A 19,651-nucleotide genomic window follows, 5' to 3' on the forward strand; every position below is an offset into this window, starting at 1 on the left:
CCCTCTTGCCAGGATGAAAACCTGGAGTCCTAACCGATAGACGAAGAGGACACGATGAGCTCAGTAGGACTCGAACCTACGGCCAACGCCTTAAAAGGGCGCTGCTCTACCATCTGAGCTATGAGCCCAACAGACAAATTAAGTCTACCAAATCCAATGACACCACTGCCTAAGAATACACCAACATACACCCCAAAGCAAGTCTCAAGTTTTTGAGCTGCACAGGACTTGAACCTGTAACCGGCGGATTAAGAGTCCGACGCTCTACCACTTGAGCTAGCAGCCCTTCATTGTCAAACTAGTAAATAGAATAAGTTTTTATAAGTGCAATGTCAAGAATTATGATCACTTTTTTCAATATTTTCTAGCAATTTTCTTGCTTCTAAATGGTTGGGGTTTAAGCCTAGTAATGTTGTTAGAGCCTTCCTTGCTAAAACTTTGTTTTTTGCATTAATTCTTGCCCTTGCAAGTTTTAGTAGCAAATTTTGATTATTGGGCAAGAACCTTAAAGCATTCTCGTATGCAAAATCGGCTTCATTATATCTTTCAAGTTTGTAGAAACAATCTGCCATTAGATTGTATACCTTCATTATCCTTGCTCCATTTGGGTCAAGGCCAATGTATTCTTGGAAATACTTGAGAGCGTTTTTATATTGCTTTTGAAAAAAATAAGACTCCCCCAATGCTTGGATTACCCTTGAATCATATCTTTTTATTGTAAGTCCCTTCATAGATTCCAGCTCGGCGTTCTTATATTCTCCTGCACCTATTAAGCTCCATATGAGTATCACTCTCGCATCTAGGTTATTTGGATTCCTATTTAGTTCCTCTTGGGTATTTATAATGGCTTCTTTAAATCTACCTTCTCTGTACAGCAGAAGCGAATCTTCCCTCTCTTGCGCAACCAAAAGACTTGAATACGAAAAGACAAGCAAGATTGTTTTCAAGGGAGATATTCTATGTATCATATTTCCTCCATCACGCAATTCCCTTTAAATATTGCCCCCGAATCTATAGAAAGTTCTTTCGTTTTGATATTACCAATCAGTTTGCCAGTTTTGTAAATTCTTATTGCATCCAAAGCTTCAACATTGCCCCTCATAGTTCCGTGAGTCAAAAAATTGTTGCATTTAATTTCCGCCTCTACATCAGCCTTTTCTCTTAAATATACTGAACTCGTGGATTTTATGTACCCTTTAAGTAAGCCTTCAACCACTATTGGCTTATTGCTTTCTATATACCCTTCAAATTCAAAACTACTCTTTATAACATTTTGAGTACTACTTTCTTCAAATTCTAGACTGTCTACGCTCATGCTAACCCCCAAAAATGAATGCAATACGCACCCACTTTTGGCCTAATGTAACAACTTAAAAACAATTTGCCTTCAGTCTCTCCTTTGTCCTAGAAATCTCAGTAGGTACAGGAATAAGTTTATGAAATCTAGATAGAGTTTTAAGGAAGCCACGACCACCATCCTATTTTTAAGCTCAGTTCCATCTTCCAACCTCCTGTTCATCCTAGAAATATTTTGAACATCATAAGCTGTTAAGCCTGTGAACAATACTACCCCTACTATTGAGATTAAAAAATTAAGCCCTGAACTCCTGAAGAATATATTAAAAATAGAAGCGATAACAACACCCCATAAACCCATTACAAAGTAACTTCCCATTTTTGTAAGATCTGTGCTGGTTGTATATCCATAAAAAGACATTGCAAGGAAGGTTAAAGAAGTGATTCCGAATGTATAAAAAATTGAACCCTGGGTGTATATCAAGAAAACAGAAGACAGTGTTACGCCTGTTAGAGCTGAGTATCCTAAAAAAAGAGCCGTTGCTGTACTACTTGATATTTTTTCAATCGCACCGCTTATTGCGTAAACAAGCCCGAATTGTACAAGTACTATCGCCATAAATGACATCGGGTTTGAGAAAACTATGGCCCTCATCACTACATTCTCAGACGTTGTATAGGCAAATACCGCAGATATTAAAAGACCAACTGCCATTAGTCCAAAAACTTGAGCCAAGAATTTATTTTTTATCCTTATCTCTTGCTTATCTTGAGTTAATTCAAACATAATAGTTCCTCCTTTTTATTTGCTTCCTTCATTAAATTTTTTGCATAACTCATCGAACACAGTGCTTGGAACTTTGCCGTATCTTAAAAACTCCATCGAGAATTCAGCTTTTCCCTGTGTAGATGATCTTAAAACAGTTGAAAACCCGAACATTTCGCTTAAAGGCACCTCGGCTTCAACTTTTGAGAAACTTCCCTCTTCAAGGGAGCCTAAAATTATGCCCCTCCTCTGATTTAGAAGACCAAACATGTTGCCCTGAAATTCTGTTGGACCCTCAAGAGTTACTCTCATTATTGGTTCAAGTATAGTAGGCCTTGCCTTATTATAAGCTTCCCTGAAGGCGCCAAGCGCTGCAAGTTGGAACGCAATGTCGGATGAGTCGACAATGTGGTATTGTCCGTCGTTGATTGTAACCTTAATACCGACAATGGGGAATCCGATTAGGGTTCCCTTTTCCATAGCCTTTTGAAATCCCTTATCACATGATGGGATATATTCTGTTGGAATTACTCCGCCCTTTATGAGGTTGACAAATTCGTAAGTCTGTTCCTCTGTTTCAAGTGGTTCCATAAACCCAGCAACTCTTCCAAATTGACCAGCTCCTCCCGATTGCTTCTTATGTGTATAATTAAATTCTGCTTTTTCTGTAATGGTCTCCCTGTATGCCACCTGAGGCATACCCGTATCAACCTCTGCCTTAAACTCTCTCTTCATTCTTTCAATGTAAACTTCTAAATGCAACTCTCCCATTCCCTGTATTATCGTTTCACCTGAATCGGGATCCACATAGGTTTTAAACGTGGGATCCTCTTTAGTAAATCTTCCAAGAGCCTTGGCCATGTTATCGGCTGATTTTTTATCCCTAGGCTTAACAGAAAGAGATATCACGGGGTCTGGAATATACATCGATGTCATCGAGTAATTAATCGAGGGATCACAAAAGGTATCTCCTGATGCACATTCTATCCCAAATAGGGCGACAATGTCCCCGCTACTTCCAAATTCAATGTCTTCAGTGTTATTGGCGTGCATTCTAATAAGCCTTCCAACCTTGAACTTCCTAGAAGTTCTTGAGTTGATAAGTTCTTGCCCTTTCCTTAAAACTCCTTGATACATTCTCACATAAGTTAATTGCCCATATTGACCATCCTCTAACTTAAAAGCGAGCGCCACGGTGGGCAAGTTATCATCGGTTTTAAGAATAACTTCTTTTTCATTGTTGTTTATATCAAGCGCCACATTCTTAATATCGTGAGGAGAAGGTAAAAATTTGGTCACAGCGTCAAGTAAAAGTTGAACTCCCTTGTTCTTGTAGGCAGAACCCATAAATACAGGACATAGCTTTAAAGCCAAAGTACCAGTTCTAATGGCATCATATATCACCATCTCACTAACATCTTTTCCTTCCATATGAAGTTCCATCAATTCGTCGTTAAAGTCAGACAAAGCATCAAGCATCTGCTCTCGCTTCTCCCTCGCCTCTCCCAGCAGTTCAGTGGGAATCTCCTTTTCTATGATTTCTGTTCCGTCTTTGCCCTCAAAGTAGTAAGCTTTCATTAAAACGAGATCCACAACCCCAAGATGCTTATCTTCAAGTCCGATTGGAAGTTGCATTAAAACGGAGTTTAAGTCAAGCTTTTCTCTGAGTTGCTCTTTTACACCATAAGGGTTTGCCCCAGTTTTATCACATTTGTTTACAAACGCAAGACGTGGTACGTTATATCTTTTCAATTGTCTGTCAACTGTAATTGACTGAGACTGAACGCCTGCAACAGAGTCAAGGACAAGTATAGCCCCATCTAGGACTCTAAGCGAACGCTCAACTTCAATAGTAAAATCAACGTGACCCGGAGTATCGATAATATTTATTGGGTGATCCCTCCATTCAACATGAGTCGCTGCCGATGCTATGGTGATCCCTCTTTCTCTTTCAAGTTCCATCGAATCCATTGTTGCTCCGACCCCATCCTTTCCCTTAACTTCATGAATGGCGTGGATTTTGTTACAATAAAAAAGAATACGTTCCGTAAGTGTAGTTTTTCCTGAATCAATGTGAGCGCTGATGCCTATGTTTCGCAGCTTTTTATAATCCATGGGATACCTTCCCTCCTAAGTTTGTGTGATAGACCATTAATCCCTTTAGCACATTTTACATGATTTTTTTCAAAAAATCTATTGTGGTTGTGTCAAGTGATTTTTGACTTAAGACTCTTTATCTAAAGGCGAAATATACTTCCGGTTGTGTTTAAGGGGTTTGTTTTTAAGGCTTGTTGGAGCGTCAAGCTTGTGTGATATGCTTTGAGTCCCCTTGACTAATTTTTTCTTACATTATAGAATCGTCCCTAGGGAATATATCATTTAGTAAATTTTGATTTTATTGATTAAAAGTTCTTATATTTAATGAATTTACTCTTTCTTTACTTTATATTTTATACTCCTAAGGATAACCATTTGGAGGGTATAAGTTTGAATACTTTAACAATATCTCATGAGTTGAGCAAGATATGTCAGGTTGATTATGATTCTGCCTTGTCTGAGCTTTCTGTGTTTTTTAAAGACGGGAGAGCTTACAAATATTTTAAGATTGAGCCAAGGCATTTTAGTACGATATCTAAACTTGTTCAGGAGAGAAAATCGGTTGGTAAATATTTAACTGAGCATATATTTAATAAATATGATCAAGAAAAGCTTTAAATTTTAGTTAATGAAAAGGGATCCCATATATGGGGATCCCTTTTTTTTATTTGCCCGTATGCTGAGTTTTGGTTTAAGTCTTAAAAAGTACTAATTACTTTTTAAGACTTAGTTGGATTTTGCTAGCATAAGATGTATCATTAGGAATGGTTAAATTTGTATTTTAATGTGTTAAAGGAGGAAGATATGAGAAGGGTTTTGATTGTCTTAAGTTTGTTTTTTGTGTGTTCAGACAGCTTTTGCTAAAGTTTTTTATTTCTCGGCGGGGTTTAATTTTCAGACGAGTCTTGAGTCATTTTTTTTGTTTAACAGGAGCACGGGTACGGTACTAGACAATTGGTTGAGTATGCGATTTTTCTCCATCTTGAAGGATTTTAAGAGAAGGGCTATGCCTCGTTTTAACGTGCTTGTTAATAGTGCGACTGCTGTTTATAACTCTTATCGAGGAAATTACAGCGCCATTATTAACTTGCCTAATAGGTTAAGATCTCTGCAGATAGCGGATGTTTTTGAGCTGGATTTGTCTTCTCTAAAAGATGTTAGGTCTATTTTGGCTAATGCCCATCAACTCAGAGACGTTTTTCTAAAATTAAGTAGGTTAGATGTTGTAACTCTGATTGAGAGGCTAGATGGGGTTAGTGGAATTGGCATTAGAAAGTTTATAGATCAGTTAGGAGAGACTACTAGGCATGCTGTTGAGTTAAAGGAGATGGTATTTGATCAATTGAGCGAATTTGGTGTTGGAAGTTCGGATGATATTTTCGCATTGTTGGATGGAATTTCTACACCAGGGAATGCTTTAAATGGTGCTTTAAGAAAGAAATTGTCGCCTTTATTTAGTACTGGTCTTCAGGGATATTTTCAAGCTGGTCTTCCTATTCTAAACAGTGATTTTTATTTCGGGTTTGAGCTCGGGTTTGGTATGAATTTTGGAAGAATGCTTGCGCCAAACGTTAGACTTTTAAGAGATTCTTCGTCTGATAATTTGGGATTTGGAGTAATGCCAAGACTTTTTGTCAAATATGATGTTTATTATTTGGCTACCACCCTTTTTGCGGGCTTTGGTGATAAATCTTTGGTGACAGATCCTGTTTATGTGGGAAATTTGGGTAATGGGAATAAGATAACCAGTCCTTTCAGTGTTATTGAGACCGGGTTTAGAGTGAGGTTAACATTTCTTAATCTGGAGACATCTGTGTTGTTTTCTGTTAGCGATTTCAAGTATAGGGATTTAAGACTGGGACTTGGATTTGAGATTCCAATCATTATTTAGGGTTTTGTAATTGATCCTTATTGAATTTTAATTGTACAATGTTTATCCTGAGTGGGTGAACATTGTGTTTTTTATGTATAAAGCCCTCGTTTTTTTGTTTTTTTGTTTGTTGTTTTCTTGCAGTACTCTTGCCGGAGAGTATCAGGTTATATCCGATGAGTACTATAAGCTTGCCAAACTGAATGAAGCCCTTGGAAATGATGGGATTTCTGTATCTCTTTACGAGAAGTCTATTAAATTTAATTCAAGTTCGAATAATGCATCTAGCTACAATTTTGTTTTAGCTTACATAAATCTGAAAAAGTATGATGAGGCTGAATCTAGACTTGAGTCCTTGTTGAAGAGTGATACTAGTAATATCTTATTGACCAATTTAAAAGCTTATTTATTTCTAAGGAAGGGTGATTTGGAAGAAGCTTTAAAATTTTATTTAAATACTTTAGAGGTTGCCCCCGCTAATAAAGAAGCATTGTTTAATGTTTTCTACATTTACCATGTAAGAAATGATAGAGAAAATTCGAGAAAATACATATTAAAATATAGGGAATTAAATTATCCAATACCTCCTAATGCAAGCGATTTAGTTTCCTCCGTCTTGGAGAATTGAGTCTAAAGATAGTTTTTATGATATAATGAGCCAATATTTGTTGCATCGGGTTTTTTGGGAAAATTTGTTTAGGTATTTTTGGAGGTTTAATTAACATGAGAGTAAAAATTTTATTTTTAAGTTTGCTTGTGCTTGTTTCTGTCAATGGATTCTCAGACACCACTTTTGAGCTTAACCTTGGGGTTGGATTAGATATGCCGGTTAGCATTATTTCAAACTTTTATGATACTGCCTTGAACTTGGGTGAAAAACTTAAGAAGGACGTGGATTCTGTTGAGAGGGAGGAAATAATTCGAAGTTTTTCAGATATGGTTAACGTGTCCAAGACTGGTTTAAGTTATGGGGGGCATGCTCAAATGGGAGCAAGATTTGATGATCTTTTGTCACTTGGGTTTGAGCTCGCATTCGATTTAAATTTGTTTAAGGCGATAAAACGTGATGGACAATTAAATAATAGCTTTTCATTTATCGGAGCGTTAGAGCCTAGATTTTACACAAGATTAGATTTTTTTATCGGTGCTGTTGCATTTTTTACTGGGCCTAGATTGAATTTGGCTACTGGTGTTAAGGATTCTGTTTTGGATGAGCTTGGCGTGTTTGCTTGGGATTTAGGAGGAAGGATTATGTTTTCTTTCTTAATGCTTGAGTTATGTTACAGTTGGAACATTAATAATAACGTGTTTTCTGACTTAAAGGTTGGTTTGGGGTTTGAGTTCGGTGTTATATAAAGCGCTGTGGGTCGATGAGCAGTTTTGTTAGGTTTGTGCTGTTTGTCTGTTGCTTTATTTGACTTGACTTCCTCGACCGAGTGATGTCTGCTTTTTAAGAGGGTATCTTGTTGCCTTGATTTTGAGCTTTTCTCTAATGTTGTTTGCGCTTTGCTGGAGTAATGTAGAATAGGAGAATTTTAAAGTGGGGGAGTTTCGGATTTGAGTTTGCTTATTAAAAAGTCAATAGGGATTGTTGCTTGCCCCGGCGGGAAGGTTTTTGCCGGTAAAATAATCGAGGAGCTTAAGAAGGTATTTATACGCGCCGAGAGGCAGGTTGTTGAAAAAATTTCGCAAACGTCTGGTCGTTTGAAAGAAGATATCTTAAAACTTGAGGGAATTTTGCCACCTTTTTTAGAGGGGCTTGAATTCTCTAACATAGGAGTTGACGAAGACATGTCGATTCCTGTAAAGTTCGTTAAATTTGCTAATGGTGAATTTAAATCAGAGATTTTGAAGACCATAAGAGATAAAGATATTTTCATTGTTCAAGATGTTTCCAATACTTTTCCAGTTGATGTGAATGGTAATGAAAAAGTAGTCATGACAATTAATGATCATATGATGAATTTGATGACTACTGTAGATGCATGCATGCAAGCTAAGGCCAATTCTGTGAGTGTTATTGTCCCTTCTTATCCTTACTCAAGACAGGATAAAAAACACTCAAGAGAGGGTCTGACGGCAAGTCTCTTTGGTAGATTTTTAGAAGAATTGGGAGTTAAACATATTCTAACGTTAGATATTCATTCAAAAGCTATTGAGAATGTTTTCAGAAGGGCGTATTTTGAAAATTTGAATGTATCTTATGAAATCTTTGAAGTTTTAGCTGAACTAATAGATATTAAAGATTTAGATTTGGTGGTTGTTTCCCCTGATACGGGGGCCGTTAATAGGAACAAATTTTTTGCATCTAATCTTAAAAGACCCTTGGCTTTGCTTTATAAAGAGAGAGACTACTCAAGGGTAGTACATAGTGTTAGTGATTCTAATATATCTGTTACTAAGCTTTTAGGGGATGTTGAGGGTAAAAATGTTTTTATGAGTGATGACATGTTGGCTACTGGTGGAACTTTTATTAAGGCCGTAAAATTACTCAAAAGTATGGGAGCTAAAAAGATAATATGTGCGATAAGTTTGCCGTTTTTCAATGGGGATGCGATTAAGTATTTTGATAAGGCTTATGAAGAGGGGTATTTTTACAAAATAATAGGTACAAATGCAGTTTATCATGATTCTGAGCTTATAAATAAACCTTGGTATTGCGAGGCTAATGTTGCGCATATCTTTGCGGGTGCGATTTTTGCAATTCACAATAGAATCAGTTTACAAAAAATTCTTGATAGAAGCGACGATATTCAAAATTTAATTTCGAAGAGATAATTTTATGAATGTGCTAAGTATTGATATTGGTACTAGTACTTTAAAATCCGCTTTAGTTAATTCTCATTATGGAGTTTTAGAAAGTCTTGATGTAAACTACTTCGATTATTTTGTGGTTGATTTTGAGAATTTTGATTACAGAATATGGGTTTTTGCTTTAAGAAGGGCAATTGCTAATTTCAAAGATAAGAATATAGATTGTATTTCTATTAGTGGTATCTCTCCATGTTTAATAGCCCTTGATGCAAATCTGGTTCCTTTGGAAGTTTTACACTGGAATTCTTCCAAAACTTTTGGGAGCTTTAGGGGTAAGTCGGTCTTTTTGCCACTTGTTCTGAGAGCATGTGAAAGAGGGATTTATGATAAGGTGAGATACTTTGTATCTTGTTTTGAGTATTTTATTTATTTGCTTACAGGCAATCTTATTACAAGCTATCCCAGCTCAGCTTATGTGCCTTTTATCTGGAGTGATGCTGAGATGAGAGAGTATAATCTTGATCAAAATAAATTTCCTCCCTTTTTGAGGATGGGGGAGATTGCTGGCAGAGTTACTAACAGTGCTAGTATTGAGTTTGGAATTAAGGATGGGGTAGAAGTAATTAATGCTGGTATGGATTATTTGAGTGTTCTTATTGGGAGCGGGGCGTTTTCCCCCGGGATTTTATCAAACAGAACTGGAACAACTGAAGGCTTTAATTTGGTTTCAGACGAGCAGTTAGAGGGATTTTATTTACAGTATCCTTATTTTTTAGATGATTTATTCGTTATTGGAAGAATAGTTCCTTCTGGGTATTTATTGCAGATACTTAAGGATAGATTTTTTGATAAGACGAGATCTTTTAAAGATTTTTTTGAAGCAATATCCAGCATGGTAAATGATTTGGGTGGTGTCTATTTTTATGGAAGCAAAAAAGAGATTTTTTCTGATCATATTTCGGTAGATTCGCAAATAAAGGAGGATTTAAGTAAAGGTGTTTTGGGGAGTTTAGATAATCCTTTACAGATGGGTGTTGCAATACTTGAATCTTCTTATTTTGCCTTCTATAATAGGCTCTTGCAGTTTAAGTCCTTAGGAAAAGATGTGTTGGATATTTTTTTAAGTGGTTCTAATTCGGATAATTCATTCTTAAATGAGCTAAAGGCCAATATTATTGGTAGGGATTTAAAAGTTTTTGAATTTAAGCATTCAGAAATTATCGGTAATGCAATTTTAGCTTTTTGCCGTTTAAAGGAGTTTAAAACTCTAGGGCAGGCGTTTGAAAAGCTCGCTAGATTCAGAAAGACTATATCGTTTAATGCTGGCGTTCATGATATCTATGTGGAGAAGTACCAAAAATATGTTTCGAATTTTAATTTATTTATTAACAGTTAAGATATAGGCATCTTTAAATTCATTTAATGTAGATATTCTTCCCAGATCTGACTTTGCTTCTGATATGGTCTTGTAAGGCCCAGACCTAACTCTGTAGATATCCTTTTCATTTATCGTTGCTGAGTAGATTTTTGCTCTTATTTTATATTTCATTAATGCTTGAATGTTATTATCAGCGGAGATAGGATCTGATAGTGATACAAATTGTATGTAGTATTCTTTGTTAGGGTCATATTTGCTTTCAAGTTTATCTTGGCGTTGCTTTTTTGCCCTTACAATGGGTTTTGGTTTTTGAAGCGGTTCTTTTATATGTTTTTTTGTAGTCTCATGTTGTTTGACAACCTGTAGTTCTTTTTTATTATCGATACTGCTACTTAAATTTTTATTCTTTTTAAGATCTTTTGTAAGATCAATTATAATTTCGTTTGCATTGTCAGTTATTTTTAACGTTTCTTCGGTATTTTCATTTTCTGTAGCTTTTTTTCCTTCTGTTTCTTGTAAAACAATATTTTTGCTTGCGATATCAGAGGCCAGATTTTTGTTTGGGAAGAAAATAATTATTCCAAGAAATATTATCGTGCAAACGGCTATAATCGAAGTAAGCGCTACTAAAAAGCCTTTGTTACTATTTTCATTCAAATCTTTCACCCATTACCTCCTTCATTTTTGCATTAACTTTTTTCTTCAGATAATAATAACTTCCATTGTTAATTATATTTATTATTTTTAGATTTAGAGTATTTTTGTTGAAAAAAATGCGTTTTTGCAGCTTGAGGATGTTTGTAATCAAATTATCATCAAGGTTGCGATCTAATTTGAGTCTTGTCTTTATTACAGTATCACTTGATGTTATAACAAATATGTGTTTGCAGAATTGCTCAAGATTCAACTTAAAAAGCAACGCGGAATTTATTATCACTTTATCAAATGTATTTTTCAATATTTTGTTCTTTACTTCTTTCTTTATAAAGGGGTGTGTTATTGCTTCTAGGTCTTCCATTTTTCCTTTATCATTAAAAACAATTTTTCCGAGTTTAAATCTTTCTATTTTATTTCTATCATTTAATATCTTCCTACCAAAGATCTTGACTATCTGATCTCGTTTTTCACTTAGAGCCGCATGTCCAATTTTATCTACATCTATTTCATGATACCCATACTCACTTATAATTATTTTTGAAACAGTATTTTTGCCAGTCGCTATCCTGCCTGTTATCCCAATTATGGATGCATTTCTCCCCATGATTTTCCGGTTTCAATATTTGAGTTTAAGGGAAGCCTTAAGGGATAAGCATTTTCCATCATTTCCTTAATTATCTTTATTGCCTCTTCACACTCTTGCTCGGGAGACTCAACTAGCATTTCATCATGAACTTGTAAGAGTATCTTTGACTTCAACTTTCTGAGCCTAAATTCATCATAAACTTTGATCATTGCAATTTTCATTACATCAGCTGCGCTTCCTTGAATTGTACTGTTTATAGCTATGCGTTCAGCACCCGAACGCTCCGTATAATTTTGACTATTAATTTCTTTAACATATCGCCTTCTTTTTAAAAGAGTTTCGCTATAACCATTTTTTCTTACAAAGTTTATCTGGTTTTTCATAAAAGTTTCTATCTTGGGATAAAGAGCAAAGTAGGAGTCAATAAATTTTTTTGCCTCTTCTCTTGAAATTGATAAATCTTTTGCAAGTCTAAAGTCTGACATTCTATAAATTATTCCAAAATTAATTGATTTTGCCATTCTTCTCATCAAGGGAGTTACTTTGTCTTTGTCTACTTTAAAAAGTTTCGATGCTGTTTCTGTGTGGATGTCTTTCTTACTTTTGAAAGCCTCGATTAGATTTTCATCTTCTGAAAGGTGTGCCAGTATTACAAGTTCAATTTGTGAGTAGTCACCGGAAATGAAAATATTGCCTTTCTCCGGTTTAAAAGCCTCTCTTATTCTGCGACCTCTCTCATCCTTGATTGGAATATTTTGTAAGTTAGGTGATGTACTTGAAATCCTCCCCGTTGCCGTTCTTATTTGTAAAAAATTAGTTTGTATTTTATTTGTTTTTTTGTTAATAAAATCTACTAGAATATCCGTGTACGTACTTTTCAACTTTACAAGCTGTCTGTGTTGTATGATTTTTTCTACCACAGCATGTTGAGGCTTTATTGCCTCTAGTAACCTACTCTCTGTTGAGTCCTGCTTAGCATCTTCTGGTATACTCAGATTCAATTTTTCAAATAAGACTTCGTGTAGTTGTCTTGTTGAATTTAGGTTAAATTCAATGCCTATGCTCTCGATTATTTCATTTTCAAGTAACTTTAATTCTTTATCAAGCTCATGGCTATATTGCCTCAAGTAATCTCTGTCAGCATAAATGCCATTTTCTTCCATATCTGTAATAACATTACTAAATGGCATTTCTATTTCCATCATCAAGCCCTCAAGGTTATCTTCTTTAAGCTTTTTTGTAAAGACTTTAAATAGTCTGAAAGTGATATCAGCATCTTCAGCAGAATAATTGGATACTATTTCAAGTGGAACGCTCTTTAATGTGCTATTTTTTGCAACTATCTCCTCGTATGTGATATTCTTATGCATTAAATACTTTTCTGCTAAAAAATCAAGAGATACTTTTGTGTTTGAGTCAATAATATAAGCTGCTATCATTGTGTCAAAGTGAGGAGAAATTGGATCAAAGCCGTTATGCTTAAGTATTTTGTAATCGAATTTATAATTTTGACCAATTAATTTAGGTTCTGTTTTGAAAAATTCATTAAATTTTTTTACTATGTATTCTTTCTCAATAAATTTTTTTTCCTTATTGTCTATTGGAATGTAATACCCTTCAAACTCTTTAAATGCAACTGAGATTCCAATTATTTTAGCGTCATAGGCATTCAAAGAGGTCGCCTCTGTGTCTATTGCTACATACTGTGTTTTTTTTAGTTTTTCTATTAATGAGTCAAGCTGTTCCCTAGTTAATATCGTTTCATATTTAATATTTTCTTCCTGTATTGTCTTTAAATTGCTTGAATATGGCGTTATTGTCTTCAAGATGTCTTTGTCTGCTTGGTTGATAGTCGGCACCCTTTCCTGGAAGATTGACTTTTGTATCTGATTTATAGATGTTTGCTTTAAGATGTCTTTCTTATAAGACTTAATTAATTTTATCGCAGAGTGTTCCTCAAAAAGTTCTATAACATCTTCTTTAAAATTTCCCAGTTTAAATTCTTCAAGATCAGGTAACTCTAGATCTTCTACAAGACTAACAAGTTCATAGCTTAAAAAAGCATTTTCTTTTTCTTTTATTAAAATTTCTTTGTATCTATTGTCAATAGAATCTATGTTTTCGTATATTCCATTTAATGTCTTAAATTCACTCAGTAGCCTAGCAGCGCCTTTTTCTCCGATTCCTTTAACGCCTGGGATATTGTCTGATCTGTCTCCAACAATGGATAAATAATCCTTTATTTGAGAACTATCTATTGCAAATTTTCTCCTCACATAATCATAATCCATTTCTACAAAGTTGCCGTTTTCGAGTTTTAGTATTCTGGTTTGATCTGACATCATTTGCAATAAATCTTTGTCTGGAGATATGATATATGTTAAATAATTGTTTGTTTCCGCTTTTCTTACAAAACTAGCAATAAGGTCATCGGCTTCATACCCTTGTATCTCAAAAATTGGAATATTTGCCCTCATTAGTCCTTCTTTTATCCAGTAGATTTGAGGTATTAAATCATCAGGAGGAACGTCTCTTGTTGATTTGTAGCTTGGATATTTTTCTTTTCTAAAAGTTTGAGTCTCTGAATCAAAGGTTACAACAAGGCTTTCTGGATTTTTCTCTTTCATTATAAAAAAAAGAGTTTTGAAAAATCCAAAAAATGCATTAATGTTTTCGCCTCTCCTATTAAAAAGAGGAGTGCCCTTCATTACGTGGTAACTCCTAAATACTATATTTAAGGCATCGATGAGATAAATCGTTTTCATATCTTAACATCTACTAAAATCGGGTTATTGTGCTTAAAAAGACGCCTAGAGAAGTTTGCCTTCGGTATTGTTGATTTTTGTTCATAAAGTCCCTTCATAGTTTTATATGAATTTTGGTACATTATGCATATTTCTTCTTTGAGTAAGTTAATATCCTCGATTAATGTTTCAACTTCTTTCTGCGGTCTGTCTTGCGCCCCTAGCCATGCACTTATAGTGATGTAATAGTTGCTGATGGAGCTTGAAATTAAATCTTTTCTAGGGTTTGTGAAATTTAATACACCAATTGCTCCCTTATTGACGCTTTCACTCTCAAATACTAAAATGGCTCTTAATTTTTTAAGCTCAAGCATTAAATCTCGCAAATATTTTTCCAATACTTGGTTAGCTGACAATGTTGATTCCTAATTTCTTGTTGCAGGTATCACGATCCTTACTGAGCGTCTCTTTCCAAGCTGCATGCAAATTTTTAAGATGTCTGATTACCTCTTGAATGCTTTCTCTATTTTTTTCTAATATAACCCGATCTAATTCTTTGTTTAAAAAGGAATATATCGAGAATAATTGTCTAGAGATATCGCCTCCATCTTCAAAATTCAGGGTAGACATCAACTCAGTAATTATGTCTTGTGCATGGTATACCTTTTTATCAGCCTGCACTATGCTCTTTGGATCTTCTTTTTGGTAGAATTCCTCAGCAATTTCTAAATCTTGTATAGCCCTCTCATAAAGCATTACTAGCAACAAGAGTGGACTTGATGTATTGATCTGTGTTTTCTTGTATATATCTTCTTTTGCTGTCAAGAATCTTCCCCTATTTCAGTGTTCTTATTTGCTCTCTTATTTGATCTTCTCTGAAGGGTTTTGTAATATAGCCACTAGCGCCAAGCTCCAAAGCTTTTTTAATGAGTTCTTGCTTTCCAAGTGCTGTAACCATTAATACATTAATTTTTTTTGAAAATTTACTATTGATTTCATTTATTCTCTCAAGAGCCGTAATGCCATCCATTCCCATCATTGTTATATCAAGAGTTATTAGGTCAATTTCCTCCCGTTGTTCAAACTCTCTAACCGCTTCAAACCCATCTTCTGCTTCAAAAAACTCGCTAAAGCCTAACTTTTTTAATATCTTTATTAGATTTTTTCTCATAAAGACAGAATCATCAACAACTAGGGCTTTTCTATTTTCTTTCAAACTCCACTCCTCGCTTAATTTTAGCATAACAAGACATCAAAAGTGATTTTAATATCAATTAAAGATATAATTCACAATTGCCAGTTTTGTTCTTTTTTAGCTATTTTCTTTATATTTTAAAGTTGGCCTATTTATCTCTTAAGTATCTAGGTTCGAACTGCCTTCTAGTTATTAAGTTAAATTTTCGACATTGTTTTTAGTCTTAAACTTTTAATATTTGTTATTTTTATATTTTAGATAAGAATTGCTTATACTTTTATTTCTTTCCTTAAGGATAACGTATATTGTTTGCATTATTTTGTTAAAATGTACTCTGAATTTTTAGTAACTTTGATGCTGAGTTTATGAACAAAAAAGTGGAAAATGAGATTTTGAATTTAAAAAATTTGATCAGAAAATGGAACAGGGAGTATTATGTAGATTCTTCACCGAGTGTAGATGACCTACATTATGATAAGTCTCTTTTGCGCCTTCAGGATTTAGAGAGTAAGTACCCTGAATATAAGACATTAGATACTCCCACTCTTAAGTTTGGTAGCGATCTTTTAAATGAGTTTAAAGAAGTTGAACATTCTTTTCCCATACTGAGTTTGGATAAGGCTTACGATGAAAAGGAATTGTTTTTGTGGATTAGGAGGTTGGGGTTAGGGGAGTTTAGCTACGGCTTGGAAATTTTTCATGGTATCTCGGTTGAGCCAAAAATTGATGGGTGTTCAATTGTTCTTTATTATGAAGATGGCATGCTTACGAAAGCATTGACTAGGGGAGATGGAAGGATTGGAAATGATGTTACTGAGAATGTTAGAACAATCAAAAATGTTCCCTTATGTATTGATGGAAATATTGATTTAGTATTAAGAGGCGAGATTTACATTGATAAGGAAAATTTTTTAAAGATAAACCAAACGCTGGAAAATGCTTATGTTAACGCTAGAAATTTAGCTTCGGGTATACTCAGAAGAGTAAATAGTAGGGAAGTTGCTAGATTTCCCTTGGATATTTTTGTTTATGACGTTTTGTACTCTAGTTTAGGTTTTAATACAAATCATGATGCTTTGCATAAACTTAAAGGACTAGGATTTAAAGTTAATCCCTTCTTTAAGATTTTTGATGGTAAAAAATTAGAAGAAGATATTATGCGTTATGTAAGAGAGATAGAGGGCAAAAGAGGTGATCTTGGATATGAGATTGATGGGGTTGTTCTGAAGGTAGATAGTTTTTTTTTAAGGGAAACTCTAGGGCACACCTCTCATCATCCAAAGTGGTCAATAGCTTATAAATTCGAATCTCTTACGAGCCTCAGCAAGGTGATTGATATTTTTGTTCAGGTTGGACGTAGTGGCAAGATTACTCCTGTTGCACACGTTGAGAGGGTTCTTGTTTCGGGAGCCTTTATTGAAAATGCTACTCTGCATAATCAAGATTACATAGATTCTATTAGTTTAAATATTGGAGATATTGTTTCAATTTCAAGGCGTGGAGATGTAATTCCAGCTGTTGAGTCAGTCGCTGAAAAGTTTTCCGTTGGTAGTTTTAAAATTCCAAGTAGTTGTCCTTCATGTGGAACCCCTTTAATAAGCGAGGGTTCTCATCTTTTTTGTGAAAATAAAATTTGCCCCTTTAGGGTAATTGAGCAGATAAAATATTTTTGTAGTAAGAAATGTATGGATATTACAGGACTTTCAGATAGAACGATTGAGCTTCTTTTTAAAAAGGGTTTTATATGTTCAGAAATCGATCTTTACACTTTTGATTTTGATAAGCTTATTGATTTGAAAGGATTCAAGTTTAAGAAAATAGATAAATTTAAAAGTTCCATAGAAAACAGTAAAAAGAAACCGTTCAGAAAGCTGCTCCTTAGTATGAGTATTAAGGAGGTTGGTGAGAATACAATAGCATTGTTAATTGGTAACAACTTAAATTCGTTTGATGCTATTAGTACTCTTTGTAAGAATAAAGAGAATGCCTTTGCAGAGCTTTTAAAGATTAAGGGGATAGGGGAAAGAACAGCTTTAAATATTATTGAGTCATTTAATGATGGGAGTATTTTGGGTAAATTTAACGTTTTCAAAGAATTGGGCTTTAGAATGGAGGAGAATAACAAGGAGGATGATTTAAGCTCTTCTTTATTTGGGAAAAAATTTTGTATTACAGGTTCTTTTGAAGAATGCCCTAGACATATTCTTATTAATAAAATAACTAGAAAAGGTGCCATTTATAATAACTCAGTTACCAGAAATTTAGATTTTTTAATTGTTGGAAAGAAGCCTGGCTTGAAAGCAAGAAAAGCTAGCGATTTGGGCATTAAAATTATTGGTATTTCTGACATTAAAGGTCTATTAGAATTAGACGATTAGGCCTACTACTTTATTACTCTTATGTCTTTAAATTCGGACTCCAGATTCCTATATAAGGAATCTATTTCGTTTTTGCTTTCTATTTCTATTAAGTTTCTGAAGAAAGGCTCTTTGTGCTTTAATGATGGATTAATGAAATAATTCTTGATATGGTGTTTTGAAATTAATTTGTAAATTTCCCTTGCCCTATGTAAGCTCTTCGTTGGTTCTATCTCAACGTAATATTTGTTGGGTTTTCTGAAGGCGAAATTACTTCCCTTCTCCTTGAAACTGTAGTTGTTTGAATATGCGTCCGGATATATTTGAAAATTGGCAGGTTTTATTCCAGTCGTTTTTTCGGTGTTTGTATGAGTCAATTCTTCAACTTTCGTTTTTTCTAGGGGCTGCTCTGTGATGTTTGTTGCCATACTTTCTTGCTTTTTTCTGGTTATGAGGGGGTGTGTTTCTAGACTTTCATCTTTTTGTTTGTCCTTTACCTCTTTATGCTCTTTTGTCAAAAGATCCCTCTTTTGGGAATCTGATAATTCTTTTTTTAATGTTGAAATAGCACTTTCATTTTCTTCTAATCTTTTCTCTAATGCATTCATTTTATCTTGCTTTTTATTAATTTCATTTTCATTTTTCTTGTATGAATCTTCAGTCTGTTCAATTCTTTCCCTCAGCTCATTTATTATTTTTTCTACAGAAGATAAATTAAGTTCGATATCTTCCAAACTGTTATTTTCATTATTATTTTTTTGTAAATTTATTAATTCTTTTTGAAGAGTAAAAAGGGCATCTTCATTGTAGGCAACCCTATTGTCGATCTCCCTGAGCATACTGGAGTTGTTAGCAATGGCATCTTCATTGTAGGCAACCCTATTGTCGATCTCCCTGAGCATACTGGAGTTGTTAGCAATGGCATCTTCATTGTAGGCAACCCTATTGTCAATCTCCTTGAGCACATTGGAGCTGTTAGTAATGGCATCTTCATTGTAGGCAACTCTATTTTCAATCTCCCTTACTGCCTGTGCTTCTGAACTAAAACGTTGTGGCTCTCTTTTATAATATTCAAACTCTTCTGTTGGATAATCATAATTTTGATCTGGCGTGTTCTCATGTTGAATGTGATCATCTTCTCCATGAGTGTCTTCCTGTTCATTAGAGGCATTGCCTAGTAAGAGACCTCTCTTGTTTATTAATTTTTTTATCTCTTCAATTTCTTGTTTTAAGCTCTTTGCTAGAGCCTCGTATTCTTCGTTCTTTTTTTGAATAGTTTCTATGTTCCTGTTATTTAAAAGCCTTTCTATATTTTCCATTTTATTCTCATAGCTTTCAATTCTGAGCCTTAACTCATTTATGTTCGTTATAAATCTCGACTCATGCATACTCTGGCTTCCGAAGGAAGATTTTTTTGGTCTTAAGTATTGCGGATATTGTAATTCCTTACCGCTGAAGCTGCCGTCTGTTGATCTACTTTTGTCTAATCTTTGAAGCTGTTCTAAATCGCCAAATTCAAGCTTATTTGATCTTTCACTTTCGAAGTCAGGTTTTTCTGAAACATCTTCTTCTGGAGTTTCTGCATTGTCATCTCTAAAATCCTCACTTAAATCCTCCCTGGGGATGTAAACTGCAGAAGGGCTTATTACGGCATCATTTGCATCATTCAAAGTCTCACCAAAAAGTGATGTGCATGAAAACGATGAAAAAACCTTAAGAAGTACAAAAAATCTCTTGCTACCTTTATCCATAAACACCCTATTGAGAGCGTCCGATGGGCACGCCCATGCCTTAATAGTAACATAATCTTTAAAAATTATCAAAAAAGGCCCAGAGTCAATGTTGGAACAATTTTGTGACAAAGTAGACCTCTAGATATTACCATTTAGTAAATTTTGGTATCGTTAACGTTTTTATTTGCATAGTAATTTTGTTGGTATTATGACATAAT

General features: G+C 34.5%; 18 protein-coding genes and 2 tRNA genes. 7 read left to right on the plus strand and 13 right to left on the minus strand.

What is annotated here, in order from left to right:
• Positions 1–55: 55 nt before the first annotated feature.
• The 6 genes from LKV13_RS02695 to fusA all read right to left on the minus strand — a co-directional run bounded on the left by LKV13_RS02695 (position 56) and on the right by fusA (position 4,177).
• Positions 56–128: transfer RNA gene (locus tag LKV13_RS02695), tRNA-Lys, on the minus strand.
• An 85-nt stretch (positions 129–213) separates the two neighbouring features.
• Positions 214–286, minus strand: a tRNA-Lys gene (locus LKV13_RS02700).
• A 46-nt stretch (positions 287–332) separates the two neighbouring features.
• On the minus strand, positions 333–968 hold the full coding sequence (locus LKV13_RS02705) for a tetratricopeptide repeat protein (protein WP_229089064.1): 636 nt from the start codon (positions 966–968) through the stop codon (positions 333–335).
• Positions 965–1,315, minus strand: a complete 351-nt coding sequence (locus LKV13_RS02710) for a bactofilin family protein (protein ID WP_229089709.1) — start codon at positions 1,313–1,315, stop codon at positions 965–967. Before LKV13_RS02710 ends, LKV13_RS02705 begins: the two co-directional genes overlap by 4 nt.
• Positions 1,316–1,387: 72 nt before the next feature.
• Positions 1,388–2,083, minus strand: coding sequence for a Bax inhibitor-1/YccA family protein (locus tag LKV13_RS02715; protein WP_229089065.1), 696 nt, complete (start codon positions 2,081–2,083; stop codon positions 1,388–1,390).
• 15 nt (positions 2,084–2,098) lie between these two features.
• Entirely contained in the window at positions 2,099–4,177 is a 2,079-nt protein-coding gene (fusA, locus tag LKV13_RS02720; RefSeq protein WP_229089066.1) for an elongation factor G, read from the minus strand.
• A 372-nt stretch (positions 4,178–4,549) separates the two neighbouring features.
• On the opposite strand from fusA, the gene LKV13_RS02725 reads away from it, so the two are divergent.
• From LKV13_RS02725 to LKV13_RS02750, 6 genes are all read left to right on the plus strand, one after another.
• Positions 4,550–4,777: a KTSC domain-containing protein gene (locus tag LKV13_RS02725; protein WP_229089067.1), complete on the plus strand. Its 228-nt coding sequence runs from the start codon at positions 4,550–4,552 to the stop codon at positions 4,775–4,777.
• Between the two features lie 301 nt (positions 4,778–5,078).
• Positions 5,079–6,050 carry a hypothetical protein gene (locus LKV13_RS02730; RefSeq protein ID WP_229089068.1) on the plus strand — a complete coding sequence of 324 codons (972 nt, stop codon included), beginning with the start codon at positions 5,079–5,081 and terminating at the stop codon, positions 6,048–6,050.
• Between the two features lie 73 nt (positions 6,051–6,123).
• A complete protein-coding gene (locus tag LKV13_RS02735; RefSeq protein WP_229089069.1) occupies positions 6,124–6,657 on the plus strand; it encodes a tetratricopeptide repeat protein in 534 nt (177 codons plus the stop codon).
• Between the two features lie 95 nt (positions 6,658–6,752).
• Positions 6,753–7,385, plus strand: coding sequence for a hypothetical protein (locus LKV13_RS02740; protein ID WP_229089070.1), 633 nt, complete (start codon positions 6,753–6,755; stop codon positions 7,383–7,385).
• Between the two features lie 201 nt (positions 7,386–7,586).
• A complete protein-coding gene (locus LKV13_RS02745) occupies positions 7,587–8,807 on the plus strand; it encodes a ribose-phosphate pyrophosphokinase (RefSeq protein WP_229089071.1) in 1,221 nt (406 codons plus the stop codon).
• A gap of 4 nt (positions 8,808–8,811) precedes the next feature.
• Complete coding sequence (locus LKV13_RS02750; protein WP_229089072.1) at positions 8,812–10,179, plus strand: FGGY-family carbohydrate kinase; 1,368 nt, start codon at positions 8,812–8,814, stop codon at positions 10,177–10,179.
• Here LKV13_RS02750 and LKV13_RS02755 read toward each other — a convergent pair.
• Genes LKV13_RS02755 through LKV13_RS02780 form a run of 6 tightly spaced genes read right to left on the minus strand, consistent with a single transcriptional unit; the run spans position 10,162 to position 15,364 of the window.
• On the minus strand, positions 10,162–10,827 hold the full coding sequence (locus LKV13_RS02755) for an SPOR domain-containing protein (protein ID WP_229089073.1): 666 nt from the start codon (positions 10,825–10,827) through the stop codon (positions 10,162–10,164). The genes LKV13_RS02750 and LKV13_RS02755 overlap by 18 nt on opposite strands.
• The gene (gene coaE / locus LKV13_RS02760; protein WP_229089074.1) at positions 10,811–11,422 is read right to left on the minus strand and encodes a dephospho-CoA kinase; all 612 of its coding nucleotides are present in this window, start codon (positions 11,420–11,422) and stop codon (positions 10,811–10,813) included. Before coaE ends, LKV13_RS02755 begins: the two co-directional genes overlap by 17 nt.
• Positions 11,401–14,169, minus strand: a complete 2,769-nt coding sequence (gene polA / locus LKV13_RS02765; protein WP_229089075.1) for a DNA polymerase I — start codon at positions 14,167–14,169, stop codon at positions 11,401–11,403. Before polA ends, coaE begins: the two co-directional genes overlap by 22 nt.
• Entirely contained in the window at positions 14,166–14,522 is a 357-nt protein-coding gene (locus LKV13_RS02770) for a hypothetical protein (RefSeq protein ID WP_229089076.1), read from the minus strand. Before LKV13_RS02770 ends, polA begins: the two co-directional genes overlap by 4 nt.
• A 31-nt stretch (positions 14,523–14,553) precedes the next feature.
• Positions 14,554–14,973: a flagellar export chaperone FliS gene (gene fliS, locus LKV13_RS02775; RefSeq protein WP_229089077.1), complete on the minus strand. Its 420-nt coding sequence runs from the start codon at positions 14,971–14,973 to the stop codon at positions 14,554–14,556.
• A 10-nt stretch (positions 14,974–14,983) separates the two neighbouring features.
• Positions 14,984–15,364, minus strand: a complete 381-nt coding sequence (locus LKV13_RS02780) for a response regulator (RefSeq protein WP_229089078.1) — start codon at positions 15,362–15,364, stop codon at positions 14,984–14,986.
• 344 nt (positions 15,365–15,708) lie between these two features.
• On the opposite strand from LKV13_RS02780, the gene ligA reads away from it, so the two are divergent.
• A complete protein-coding gene (ligA, locus tag LKV13_RS02785; protein WP_229089080.1) occupies positions 15,709–17,721 on the plus strand; it encodes an NAD-dependent DNA ligase LigA in 2,013 nt (670 codons plus the stop codon).
• Between the two features lie 5 nt (positions 17,722–17,726).
• Here ligA and LKV13_RS02790 read toward each other — a convergent pair whose 3' ends face one another.
• Complete coding sequence (locus tag LKV13_RS02790) at positions 17,727–19,451, minus strand: hypothetical protein (RefSeq protein ID WP_229089082.1); 1,725 nt, start codon at positions 19,449–19,451, stop codon at positions 17,727–17,729.
• Positions 19,452–19,651 lie beyond the last annotated feature (200 nt).

Source organism: Candidatus Borrelia undatumii (assembly GCF_020882015.2).
GTDB lineage: Bacteria > Spirochaetota > Spirochaetia > Borreliales > Borreliaceae > Borrelia.

Coding starts and splice junctions, on each gene's coding strand:
- LKV13_RS02740 (WP_229089070.1), top strand. CDS start 6,753: ATGAGAGTAAAAATTTTATTTTTAAGTTTGCTTGTGCTTGTTTCTGTC.
- polA (WP_229089075.1), bottom strand. CDS start 14,169: ATGAAAACGATTTATCTCATCGATGCCTTAAATATAGTATTTAGGAGT.
- ligA (WP_229089080.1), top strand. CDS start 15,709: ATGAACAAAAAAGTGGAAAATGAGATTTTGAATTTAAAAAATTTGATC.
- LKV13_RS02715 (WP_229089065.1), bottom strand. CDS start 2,083: ATGTTTGAATTAACTCAAGATAAGCAAGAGATAAGGATAAAAAATAAA.
- LKV13_RS02790 (WP_229089082.1), bottom strand. CDS start 19,451: ATGGATAAAGGTAGCAAGAGATTTTTTGTACTTCTTAAGGTTTTTTCA.
- LKV13_RS02710 (WP_229089709.1), bottom strand. CDS start 1,315: ATGAGCGTAGACAGTCTAGAATTTGAAGAAAGTAGTACTCAAAATGTT.
- LKV13_RS02770 (WP_229089076.1), bottom strand. CDS start 14,522: ATGCTTGAGCTTAAAAAATTAAGAGCCATTTTAGTATTTGAGAGTGAA.
- LKV13_RS02735 (WP_229089069.1), top strand. CDS start 6,124: ATGTATAAAGCCCTCGTTTTTTTGTTTTTTTGTTTGTTGTTTTCTTGC.
- fusA (WP_229089066.1), bottom strand. CDS start 4,177: ATGGATTATAAAAAGCTGCGAAACATAGGCATCAGCGCTCACATTGAT.
- coaE (WP_229089074.1), bottom strand. CDS start 11,422: ATGGGGAGAAATGCATCCATAATTGGGATAACAGGCAGGATAGCGACT.
- LKV13_RS02750 (WP_229089072.1), top strand. CDS start 8,812: ATGAATGTGCTAAGTATTGATATTGGTACTAGTACTTTAAAATCCGCT.
- LKV13_RS02705 (WP_229089064.1), bottom strand. CDS start 968: ATGATACATAGAATATCTCCCTTGAAAACAATCTTGCTTGTCTTTTCG.